Origin of the sequence: Flavobacterium cheongpyeongense (assembly GCF_003202435.1) — a bacterium.
GTDB classification, from domain to species: domain Bacteria; phylum Bacteroidota; class Bacteroidia; order Flavobacteriales; family Flavobacteriaceae; genus Flavobacterium; species Flavobacterium cheongpyeongense.
In genome coordinates this window covers 349,257-361,465 of the sequence record NZ_QJHK01000002.1, presented here as the reverse complement: position 1 = coordinate 361,465, position 12,209 = coordinate 349,257, and the positions used below count along the sequence as shown (strand labels likewise).

The 12,209-nt window shown below is 31.1% G+C and carries 9 protein-coding genes; 5 read left to right on the top strand and 4 right to left on the bottom strand.

From position 1 onward, the window contains the following. The 3 genes from ilvN (at nt 1) to acs (ending at nt 4,442) form a co-directional block, all read left to right on the top strand. Nucleotides 1-525: an acetolactate synthase small subunit gene (gene ilvN / locus DMB65_RS03555; protein WP_110305288.1), complete on the top strand. Its 525-nt coding sequence runs from the start codon at nt 1-3 to the stop codon at nt 523-525. A 49-nt stretch (nt 526-574) separates the two neighbouring features. Then, nucleotides 575-2,044, top strand: a complete 1,470-nt coding sequence (ilvC, locus tag DMB65_RS03550) for a ketol-acid reductoisomerase (protein ID WP_110305287.1) — start codon at nt 575-577, stop codon at nt 2,042-2,044. A 487-nt stretch (nt 2,045-2,531) separates the two neighbouring features. Beyond that, a complete protein-coding gene (gene acs, locus DMB65_RS03545; RefSeq protein ID WP_110305286.1) occupies nt 2,532-4,442 on the top strand; it encodes an acetate--CoA ligase in 1,911 nt (636 codons plus the stop codon). A 77-nt stretch (nt 4,443-4,519) separates the two neighbouring features. Here the strand turns inward: acs and DMB65_RS03540 are convergent, their stop codons facing one another. The 4 genes from DMB65_RS03540 to recG form a co-directional block, all read right to left on the bottom strand. Next, nucleotides 4,520-4,972 (bottom strand): 2-dehydro-3-deoxyphosphooctonate aldolase, encoded by a 453-nt coding sequence (locus DMB65_RS03540; protein WP_110305285.1) that lies wholly within the window; start codon nt 4,970-4,972, stop codon nt 4,520-4,522. A gap of 157 nt (nt 4,973-5,129) precedes the next feature. Beyond that, entirely contained in the window at nt 5,130-5,405 is a 276-nt protein-coding gene (locus DMB65_RS03535) for an ATP-dependent Clp protease adaptor ClpS (protein WP_110305284.1), read from the bottom strand. Nucleotides 5,406-5,442: 37 nt separating this feature from the next. Further along, nucleotides 5,443-6,276, bottom strand: a complete 834-nt coding sequence (prmA, locus tag DMB65_RS03530) for a 50S ribosomal protein L11 methyltransferase (RefSeq protein WP_110305283.1) — start codon at nt 6,274-6,276, stop codon at nt 5,443-5,445. Between the two features lie 131 nt (nt 6,277-6,407). Next, nucleotides 6,408-8,516: an ATP-dependent DNA helicase RecG gene (gene recG / locus DMB65_RS03525; protein ID WP_110305282.1), complete on the bottom strand. Its 2,109-nt coding sequence runs from the start codon at nt 8,514-8,516 to the stop codon at nt 6,408-6,410. Nucleotides 8,517-8,685: 169 nt separating this feature from the next. On the opposite strand from recG, the gene DMB65_RS03520 reads away from it, so the two are divergent. Continuing rightward, complete coding sequence (locus DMB65_RS03520; protein ID WP_110305281.1) at nt 8,686-9,870, top strand: AAA-like domain-containing protein; 1,185 nt, start codon at nt 8,686-8,688, stop codon at nt 9,868-9,870. Then, nucleotides 9,863-12,196: a tetratricopeptide repeat protein gene (locus DMB65_RS03515; protein WP_110305280.1), complete on the top strand. Its 2,334-nt coding sequence runs from the start codon at nt 9,863-9,865 to the stop codon at nt 12,194-12,196. Before DMB65_RS03520 ends, DMB65_RS03515 begins: the two co-directional genes overlap by 8 nt. The last annotated feature ends 13 nt before the right edge of the window (nt 12,197-12,209 follow it).

Sequence of the window (12,209 nt, the reverse complement as noted above, 5' to 3'; positions counted from 1 at the left end):
ATGGAAGAAAAAACATTTACCATATCGGTATATTCGGAGAACAATGTGGGTTTGCTTAATAGGATATCAGGAATATTCTTAAAACGTCACATTAATATATTAAGTTTAAACGTTTCAGAATCAGAAATAGAAAATGTTTCAAGATTCATCATTGTAGTGGAAACTACTGAGAAATGGGTTAAAAATATCGTTGGACAAATTGAAAAGCAAATAGAAGTTATTAAAGCATTTTATCACACAGACGAAGAAACTATTTATCTGGAAAATGCGTTATTTAAAATTGCTTCAAGTTTACTGTTTGATGAAAAGCAAATTCAGAATATTATTAAAGAAAGCCAGTCAACAATTGTAACTGTTTCCCGAGATTTCTTTGTAATTTCTAAATCAGGAAGACGTTCTGAGATTGAAGAATTATACGCAAAATTTAAACCATACGGTATCATGCAATTTGTGCGTTCAGGAAGAATTTCTGTGTCTAAAGAAAAGATGGAGATTTCTTCTTTATTGCTGGAAGAATTAAAATAAATCAATCAATTTTAAAATTAAACATCATACTTATTAAATATTAAAAAAAATGGCCAATTATTTCAACACGTTACCACTTAGATTACAATTAGAACAATTAGGGGTTTGTGAATTTATGGAGCAATCTGAATTTGCAAATGGGATAGATGCATTAGCAGGAAAAAAAGTCGTAATCGTAGGTTGCGGAGCTCAGGGTTTGAACCAAGGTTTAAATATGAGAGATTCAGGTCTTGACATTTCTTACGCTTTGCGTGCAGATGCAATTGCAGAAAAGAGAGCTTCTTATAAAAATGCTACTGAAAATGGTTTTAAAGTAGGTACTTATGAAGAATTAATCCCAACTGCTGATTTAGTTTGTAATTTAACTCCTGATAAACAACATACCGCGGTGGTAACTGCTATTATGCCATTAATGAAAAATGGCTCAACTTTAGCTTATTCCCATGGTTTCAATATTGTAGAAGAAGGGATGCAGATTCGTAAAGATATCACGGTAATTATGTGTGCTCCTAAATGCCCTGGATCTGAGGTACGTGAAGAATATAAAAGAGGTTTTGGTGTACCAACACTTATTGCTGTTCACCCTGAAAATGACCCAAACGGTTTAGGTTTAGACCAGGCAAAAGCGTACGCTGTTGCAACAGGCGGACATAAAGCAGGAGTTCTAAAATCATCATTTGTAGCTGAAGTGAAATCCGATTTAATGGGTGAGCAGACTATTCTTTGTGGATTATTGCAGACTGGTTCTATTTTATGTTTTGATAAAATGGTAGAAAAAGGAATTGATGCTGCTTATGCTTCAAAATTAATTCAATACGGATGGGAAACTATCACAGAAGCTTTGAAACATGGTGGTATCACAAATATGATGGACCGCCTGAACAATCCTTCAAAAATTGAAGCTTATGAATTGGCAGAAGAATTGAAAGATATTATGCGTCCATTATTCCAAAAGCACCAAGACGATATTATTTCTGGAGAATTCTCAAGAACAATGATGGTTGACTGGGCGAATGATGATGTTAATTTATTAAAATGGAGAGCTGCGACAGGTGAAACTAACTTCGAAAAAACAGCACCACAAGAAGCTCCGATTTCAGAGCAGGAATATTTTGATAATGGAGTATTGATGATTGCTATGGTTAAAGCTGGTGTTGAATTGGCTTTCGAAACAATGACTGAAGCTGGAATTATTGAAGAATCTGCATATTATGAGTCGCTACACGAATTGCCATTAATTGCAAACACAATTGCAAGAAAGAAATTATTCGAAATGAACCGTGTTATTTCTGACACAGCAGAATATGGCTGTTATTTATTTGATCATGCATGTAAGCCTTTATTGACTGAATTCATGAAAAAAGTAGAAACTAATATTATTGGCAAACCATTTTCAACTTCAAACGGAGTAGATAATGCAGTTTTGATTGCTGTAAACAAAGAAATTCGTCAACATCCTATTGAAGAGGTAGGGGCTTGGTTAAGAGAGTCTATGACAGCAATGAAAAAAATAGGATAATTATAAATTGCACACCACGTTGTGTGTTGGGATTTTGCACTATATCTTTGTTTTATATAATATTTTGAATTAGTAAGCACTTATTAAGAGAATAACAGATAGAGCGCATTTACATTCACTTAACTTTAATTTAATTACTGGGTTAAGTGAAGTAATCCCTAATTTTATGGAGTATGTTTAGATTAACATACTCGTAGAAATTTCTGTTATAATTAATAATGTTGCTGCTATTTTCAAGATAAAAAGAAATCGGCAGGATTAAAAATATTAATTGTTATTGAAATTGTTAAAATTAAAAGGCATGGTATTTTATATATCATGCCTTTTTTTATGATACGTTTTTGGATTAAAACCTTGATTTTTATATTAAATTCATTTAATCAATATGTTTTTTTTAAGATTTGTTTTTTTTTGATAAAATTTATGAATTAAATAATTTTAAGAATACGTTGTTATTTAATACATTTATAAAAAAATTACAACAACTATGAGTTATTATAAAATTGAAAATTTAGAACAATATTTTAAACATTACAATAAGTCAATAAGAGAGCCAAGAAAATTTTGGGGAAAAATAGCTGAGGAAAATTTTACTTGGTACCAGCAATGGGAAAAAGTTGTTGATTTTAACATGGCTGATGCAGAGGTAAAATGGTTTACTGAAGCCAAAGTTAATATTACAAAAAATTGTATCGACAGACATCTAAGTAAAAGAGGAGAAAAAACGGCTATCATATTTGAACCTAATAATCCTTCTGAAGATGCAATACATATTACATATAATGAATTATATGAAAAAGTTTCCAAAATGGCAAATGTCCTTCGTGAGCAGGGAGTTGTAAAAGGAGACAGGGTTTGTATTTATTTACCAATGATCCCGGAACTTGCTGTAGCAGTTTTGGCTTGTGCCAGAATTGGAGCTATTCATTCGGTTATTTTTGCAGGCTTTTCGGCATCTGCAGTCTCTGCAAGAATCAATGATTGTGAATGCAAAATGGTGATTACTTCTGATGGAGGTTACAGAGGAAATAAGACAATTGATCTTAAAGGCATTGTTGACGAAGCTTTGGAAAGCTGTCCTTCAGTATCGAAGGTTTTGGTTGTAAAAAGAACGCAAACTGAAATAAAAATGCAAGAAGGCAGAGACCTTTGGTTACAGCCGTTATTAGATGCAGCTCTTGATTACAATGTAGCGGAAATAATGGATGCAGAAGATCCATTATTTATTTTATATACTTCTGGGTCTACAGGTAAGCCAAAAGGAATGGTACATACAACAGCAGGATATATGGTTTACACTGCTTATACTTTTAAAAATGTTTTTAGCCACGAAGAAAATGATATTTTTTGGTGTACTGCAGACATTGGATGGATTACAGGACATTCATATATTTTGTACGGACCATTATTGAATGGAGGAACAACTGTAATTTTTGAAGGAGTTCCGTCTTATCCTGATTTTAGCCGCTTCTGGGAAATCATCGAAAAACATAAAATTACACAATTTTATACAGCACCAACAGCAATTCGTTCTTTAGCAAAAGAAAGCTTGGATTATATTCAAAAATATCCTTTAAAATCATTAAAAGTTATTGGTTCTGTTGGGGAGCCAATCAACGAAGAGGCTTGGCACTGGTTTAATGACCACGTTGGAGACAAAAGATGCCCGGTTGTAGATACATGGTGGCAAACAGAAACAGGTGGAATTATGATTTCGCCGATTGCTTTTGTAACTCCAACAAAGCCAACTTATGCGACTTTACCCTTACCGGGAATTCAACCGGTTTTAATGGATGATAAACGTAACGAAATTGAAGGTAATCAGGTAGTGGGTAGTTTATGTATTAAGTTCCCATGGCCTGGAATTGCACGTACTATCTGGGGGGATCATGAGCGTTATAAAAAAACATATTTCTCAGCTTTTCCTGGAAAATACTTTACAGGTGACGGTGCTTTAAGAGATGAAGTCGGATATTACAGAATTACAGGTAGGGTGGATGATGTTGTTATTGTTTCAGGTCATAATTTAGGAACAGCACCTATTGAAGATGCTATCAATGAGCATCCTGCAGTTGCAGAATCTGCTATTGTTGGCTTTGGTCATGAAATTAAAGGTAATGCTTTGTATGGTTATGTTATTCTAAAAGAAACCGGTGAAGTTAGAAATAAAGAAAATTTAGCGAAGGAAATTAATCAATATATTGCGGATCATATTGGACCAATCGCTAAATTAGATAAAATTCAGTTTGTATCCGGATTGCCAAAAACACGTTCAGGAAAAATTATGCGTAGAATTTTACGTAAAATAGCTGAAGGTGATTTTTCTAATTTTGGAGATACTTCAACTTTGTTAAATCCTGAGGTTGTTGAAGATATTATGAAAGAAAGGATTTCCTAAATAACATTCTCAAAGTAAGAAGCCGTCTTAATTTGTTTTAAGACGGCTTCTTTTTTACTATATTTTTTACAAAAAAATTACTCTTTCTTCACACTTAGTCCCATTGGAACCATCAAGATACCTTTTTCGTAAATATTCAGATAAAGGGTAATTGGTTTTTTTTGTCCTTCCCATTTTAATTCATAGACGTTTAAAAATCCAGCTCCCATATCGCTTCGTTTAGTTGGAAACGGGCAACAGGTCTCTAATCTTGTATAAGTGATTTTTTCTCCATTTGGACCAGCTAAAGCATTTAAAAAACGTACCTCATTCAAAGTCTCGTCTTTCGTGTTTCTGTAGAAAATATTGATTGGGTAATCAGGATTATAACCATACTTTTTGTCTTTACTGTACTCTTTAATGATAAACGTGTTATTTTTGCTTAAAACCAAATCAGGGGCATTATCATCTACATTTTTTAATGTAGACTTGGTACTTACACATGAAGTTGCTGTAATTAATAAAACAATAAGTAAAGTTAGTTTTTTCATGGACTTTGAGTTGTGATGAATACAAATGTAAAAGATTTTTCGCTTTTGTAGGCATACAAACAAATATTATGCCTCCAACTTTTACAAACAGAAAAACATTTTATTTTAGTCTAAGTGTGAATAAAATAAAATGTTTTTTTAGATTTTTTATTTGAATTTAAATGATTTCGGCACTAAGTCCGGCTTCCAAAAGTTGCGTGCATTGTGGTTTTAATTTATCTATTGGACCAGTTTTAACGGTACATTTTCCATTATAATGTACAATTAAGGAACATTGTTCTGCTTGTTCTGCTGTATGGCTACAAACACGCATTAAAGTATCAATTACATGATCAAAAGTATTTACATCATCATTGTAAACGACGATTTCATTATTGAAACTTACAGCTTCTTTTTCACGATTTTTTTCTCTTACTTTTTCTTTAGTACTCATAATTTTTTAGATTTTGTACTGTAGTAATTATTATTATCTAATTTACGTATTTTAATGAAACCCAGTTGTTTCTTTGAAATTTTTTAACATAAGTCAAACCTTTTTCCGTACAGGAAGCATTTATAAATGGTATATCTTCTTCATAAAAACCACTTAAAAGTAAAATCCCCTTTGGATTTAAGCAATCTGCGTAACTTTGCATATCGTTCAATAAGATATTACGATTGATGTTGGCAATAATCAAATCATACTTTTTGTTGGTTAATAAGGCAGCATCTCCTTCATAAACGCTAATATGTTGGCAATTATTACGTTCAGCATTTTCAATAGAATTCAAATAACACCAGTTGTCTATATCTATTGCATCAATAGGTTTTGCGCCTTTCATCTCAGCTAAAATGGCCAGAATTGCAGTTCCGCACCCCATATCCAGTGTTTTTAAATCTTTAACATCGATTTCCAGTAAATGCTGAATCATCATGTGTGTAGTTTCATGATGCCCCGTCCCAAAACTCATTTTTGGCTCGATTACGATATCAAATTCAGCATTAGTTTTTGGGTGAAAAGGAGCACGGACATGGCATTTACCATCAACATCAATTGCTTCAAAATTCTTTTCCCATTCTTCATTCCAGTTTACCTGATCGATTTCTTCAACGGTGTACTCGATTTTAAACTCTTGCGATTGTAAAATATAAATGTCATCTAAGATATTTTCATCCCATAAATCTTTCTTTACAAAAGCCGAAATTCCGTTTTCAGTTTCTGTAAAACTCTCAAAAGCTTTTTCGCCTAATTCAGCAATTAGTATTTCTGATCCCAGTTCTTTGGGTTCCACAGTAAAATGATACCCTAAATATATATTTGACATAGATAATTTTTTTTGCAAAGGTAAGAATCGAAAGCAGAACTTTTTTATAAATAATTTGTTATTATTTTAATTTGAATTAAGTTGAAGTTTATTTTTAAAATACCCCGAAGTTTAGCTTAAATGTATTGCAGTTAACTAATATAGTTCCAAATATTTTTTTTCTTCGTCAGTTCGATGAAAACTGCTTTTAGCAGAGCATGTTCCGTTTTTTGTAGCGCAGCATCTTCTTTTAGAATTTTCATTGCATAATTTCTGGCCAAAGCCAGGATATCACGGTCACGGACTATATCTGCTATTTGAAGGTTTAAAACACCACTTTGCTGAGTTCCCATTAAATCGCCCGGACCACGAAGTTTTAGATCAACCTCTGCAATTTCAAATCCATCGTTAGTCTGAACCATTGTTTCCATTCTGGTTTTGCTGTCAGCGCTTAGTTTATGGCTTGTCATCAAAATGCAATAACTTTGTTCAGCTCCACGGCCTACGCGTCCGCGCAATTGATGAAGCTGTGATAAACCAAAACGCTCTGCACTTTCGATAATCATCACACTGGCATTTGGGACATTGACACCTACTTCAATTACCGTTGTAGCTACCATAATATTTGTTTTACCTTCTGAAAAACGTTTCATTTCTGCATCTTTATCTGCAGGTTTCATTTTTCCATGAAGAATTGAAATGGAATATTGAGGAAGCGGAAAATCGCGTGAAATGCTTTCATAACCATCCATCAAATCTTTATAATCCATTTTCTCGGACTCCTGAATTAAGGGGTAAACAATATAAATCTGTCTTCCTTTTGCAATTTCATCACGCAAAAATTTCCAGACTTTTAAGCGGTTGCTGTCAAATCGATGAACTGTCTGAATTGGTTTTCTTCCAGGGGGTAATTCATCAATTACAGAGATGTCTAAATCACCATATAAACTCATTGCTAAAGTTCTTGGAATAGGGGTGGCGGTCATAACTAAAACGTGTGGCGGAATTTCGTTTTTCTTCCATAATTTTGATCGTTGCTCCACACCAAAACGATGTTGTTCATCAATAACAGCTAATCCTAAATTTTGAAATTTTACTTTATCTTCCAATAAGGCATGAGTTCCAATTAAAATATGCAGAGTTCCATTTTCCAGCTCTTCGTGAAGAATCTTTCGGGCTGCAGTTTTAGTTGATCCCGTAAGTATTTTGATGTTGATATTTAATGTTTGAGCCAATTCAGATAATCCAATAAAATGTTGGTTGGCAAGAATTTCAGTAGGAGCCATTAAACAAGTCTGAAAACCATTATCAATAGCCAGAAGCATACTCATAAAGGCTACGATTGTTTTTCCGGAGCCTACATCTCCTTGCAATAACCGATTCATTTGAGCGTTGCTGCCCATATCTGAACGGATTTCTTTTATAACTCTTTTTTGAGCATTGGTTAGTTCGAATGGTAAATAATTTTGATAAAAATCGTTGAATAATTGACCTACTTTTGTAAAAGGATGTCCTTTAATTTTGTGCTTTCTAATTAAGTTTTTGGTAATTAATTGCAATTGAATAAAGAATAATTCCTCAAATTTTAATCGGAATTGTGCTTTTGCCAAAGCTTCTGAACTTTTTGGAAAATGGATATTGAATAAAGCCGCTCTTTTTGAAATTAGCTTCAATTCATCCATTAAGTAGGAAGGAAAAGTTTCTGTAAACAAAGCTTGTGTCTCAATGAAAAGCTGTTCCATCAATTTATTTATTGTCCTATTTGAAATTCCGCGATTTGTAAGGGTTTCTGTCGAAGGGTAAACGGGCTGCATGGCTGACCGAAGGCTTTTTTCATGCTCACTTAAAAGCTCAATCTCAGGATGTGCCATACTAAACAAGCTTCCATATAAAGAGCATTTTCCGAAAATGACACATACTTCGTTCAATTTTAAACTCTCCCGAATCCACTTATGTCCCTGAAACCAATTAAGTTCTATTTGCCCTGTATCATCGACAAATGTTGCTACCAGACGTTTTTTGTTTTTAGCAAATTCAACCGTTTTTATATTGATGATTTTGCCAATAATCTGAACTTCAGAACCCGTATTTTGTAGCTCGTTTATTTTATAATAACGGGTTCTGTCAATATATCTGTTTGGAAAAAAATTAACTAAATCTCCATATTTATGAATTCCCAATTCCTTACGAAGCAACTGGCCACGACTAGGCCCAACGCCTTTTAGGTATTCGATTGGGGTATCAAGGAGATTATTGGGCATTTAATGATTTCTTTGTTATATGATCTTTTTATTTCAAAAGCGAAGATAGATTTTAATTAGGAAATTTGAAAGTTGTCTATGAGTGAAATTTTTAGCAGTATTTTTGTTGTCAAATAAAAATAACAGTATATTTGTTGTCAAAATATTTAAACAGTAAATTTATTGTCAAATGAAGAACAATTGGATTGCGCCAAAAATAATAATAGGAAAAGATGCTACAGGTGAATATTATTATAGAAGAGAATATATAGAAAATGAGATTTGGTCGGAAATTAAAAAAGGCAATAATGTATTAATAGCAGCGCCAAGAAGAGTGGGTAAGACTTCTGTTATGAAATATTTAATTGAAAATACGGAATCTGGCTATAAACTTATTTTCAGAAATGTTCAGGGTATTGATACTGAAAAGGAATTTTATAAAACGATTTATGAGCTTATAATAAAATGTTTAAACAAATTTAAAAGTAATAAACAATTAATTACTGATTATTTTAAGCAAAAGAAAATTACGGAAATAAGTTGGTCTGGTGGAATAACAATTGAAGACAATGAAATCGATTATTTGTATGAAATCAATAATTTAATACCGAAACTAGATGTTAACGGAGAGACAATTGTTTTACTGATTGATGAATTACCTGAAGTTCTTCATAATTTACATAAAAAAGGAAATAATGATATTGCTAAAAGTATCATTAAAAATTTGCGGCAATGGAGGCAGGAAAATGGTTATGAGAAATTACAATTTGTATTAGCCGGTTCAGTAGGGATTCATTACGTTGTGAATTTAATAGATGGAAGAACATCTGATATTAATGATTTAAATAAAATATATTATCAGCCTTTAAATGAAAATGAAGTTGATCATTATATTGATTGGGCGACAAATAAAGCATCAGTGTTATTTGATAATGCATTAAAAGGATATTTGAGAACTAAAATTCAATATTTTGTACCTTATTTCATTAATTTAATGTTAGATGAAATAGATAAAACGGCTAGAAAAAATAAGAATACTGTTATTTCTGAAATAGATATTGATAATGCCTTTAATAGTATTATAAGAAACAACGATTATTTTAGTGACTGGAAAAAGAGGTTATCTGATTACCTGCCAAAAGAAGATTTTAAATTTGTTAATGACATTCTGAAACATATTGCCCATAGAGATCAAATTACAATTCAGGAAATTTACAATAAAGCACAGACTTTTGATAAAGAAGAAGATTATATGAGCTTTATAAAAGATTTGACACAAGATGGTTATATAGTGGAGAATAACAGTAAATATATTTTTATTTCTCCATTTTTAAAAGAATTTTGGAAATTAGATAACCCAGTATACAATGGATAAACAAAAAGAAAATATAGGTAAACGGTTCTTAGAACAACTTAATTTATATCAGTCAGCGAATAGTGACAATGATTCGATAAAAAAGAATTTTATAATTAGAGTAAATGAATTTGAAACTATAATAAATTCGTTAAAAAATAAATCGAACAAAGATCCATTACAGAATGAATTAATTTTAGGAAGACGTGGTAGCGGAAAATCAACTTTATTAAAAAGAATTCAAATTGAAATTGATGAAAACCCTCAATTTAATTCTAAATACATTGCTGTAAATTTAGCTGAAGAACAGGCAGGTATTTACAGATTATTTGACTTGTGGGAACAAATTATTGAAGAATTAATTTGTAAATTAAATTTAAATTTAAATTTAAAACTTAAAGATTTTAAGGAATTTAAAGAAGAACAAGAATTTACAAGGTATTTATATCAAATTATTCATGAAATTTGCTTAAAAGAGAAAAAGAAAATAATTCTTCTTTTAGATAATTTTGACAGGATTGTAGAAAATTTTACAGACGATGGAAATTTATTGCGTGAAACGCTAATAAACTATAACGATATTCAAATTATTGCAGGAAGTAAGAGAATGGATGAGCATTTTTGGCAATATGACAAGCCATTTTATGAATTTTTCAGAAGACATCGTTTAGAGTCATTGAGTTCAGAAGAAATTAATATTTTGATTAATCATTGGAGCGAAAGTTTAGAAATTCCGGAATTAAAAGATTTTGTAGAAAATAATAGAGGTAAGATTGAAAATATCAGAATTTTGACTGATGGATTGCCTAGGACCTTACAGTTTTTCATTCAAATATTATTGCAAAACTCTCAATTATACGGATATGAGTATTTGAGAAAAGTGATGGATAATACAACACCATTATATCAGGAGAGATTGAATTATTTGACACCACAGTTGCGTAAAATAATTTCTGAAATGGCTTTTATTTGGGAAGCATGTACAACAAAACAATTGGTTGAAAAATGCAGGATGGAGAGTAAACTTATTTCCGCCAACTTAAAAACACTTATAGATAAAGGCATAGTCGAAAAGATAGAAACCTCAAAAAGAAATCATTTATATAGGATTTCTGAGCGTTTTTTTAATATGTGGCTGATAATTACCCAAGGTAATCCTGAGCAAAAAAGAAAAGCAAAATGGCTGAGCATTTTTTTAGAGAATTGGTATGATATCCATGACTTTAGAAAACTTGCAGACGAGCATATCCATAATTTAAAAGATAACAAATTAGCTTTCAATCAAGCACTTGTTTTTTCAAAAGCATTAAGTCAATGTAAGTATATTTCAACTTTTGAACGTGATAGGATTATCGAATTAACTGAAGGACTAAACGAAGATAATACAAAGGATAATTTATTAGAATTGCCTAAAAAATATAGTACAATTGAAAAAGAAGTATCTAAATTAATAGTAGAAAAAAAATATTCTGAGGCTATTAAAACTGTACAAGAGATAGAAAATGAAGAAGATGGAATTAAGTTTAGTTTATTAGGCGATTTATATTATTTTTTAGATGATAAAAAAAGTAGTCAGAAATACTTATTGTTAGCGATTGAAAAGGGAGATTCAAGAGCTATATATAATTTAGCTATTTTACTACATGATCAAAAAAAATATACAGAAGCGGAAAAATATTATTTGTTGGGTATTGAAAAGAATAGTTTTGAATCTATGTATAATTTAGGATTATTATATCAGGAACAAGGTAAAGACAAACAAGCAGAAAAATATTACTTATTAGCGATTGAAAAAGGTTATATGATTCCTTTATGTAATTTAGGAGCATTATATGGAGAACGAGGTAATTATAATTTATCGGAAAAATATTTCTTATTAGCCATTAAAGAAGGACAAATTGAAGCCTTATATAATTTAGCAATGCATTATTATTTGAATAATTGTAATAAAGCAAAATCATTAGAACTTATAAGAAATCATAACGAAGTTTATAAAGATGTTAAATCTATCCTTGGTGAGATATTTATAGAAGTTTGGAGTGGTATATTTGAGAATATTGAAAAAAGGTTATTTAAAGTTTTTGAAGAGAATAAATTTGAAAATTTAAATACGGGTATTCATCAATTATTAATTCATCAACAAAAAAGTTTAATCTTAAAACTTTTTCAAAACAAGATTATTGGTAAAGAATTACAAGATAGATATGTAATTCTTTATTTTGTAACCTTAATTTTAAGTAATTTAAAAGAAGAAAGCTTAGACTTAAAAATTCCGCCAGAAATTTCACTAACCGTAAATGAAGTGATTTTGGAAATAAAAGAGAAACAAAAATTTTATGGCTATTAATTAACTGAAAAAA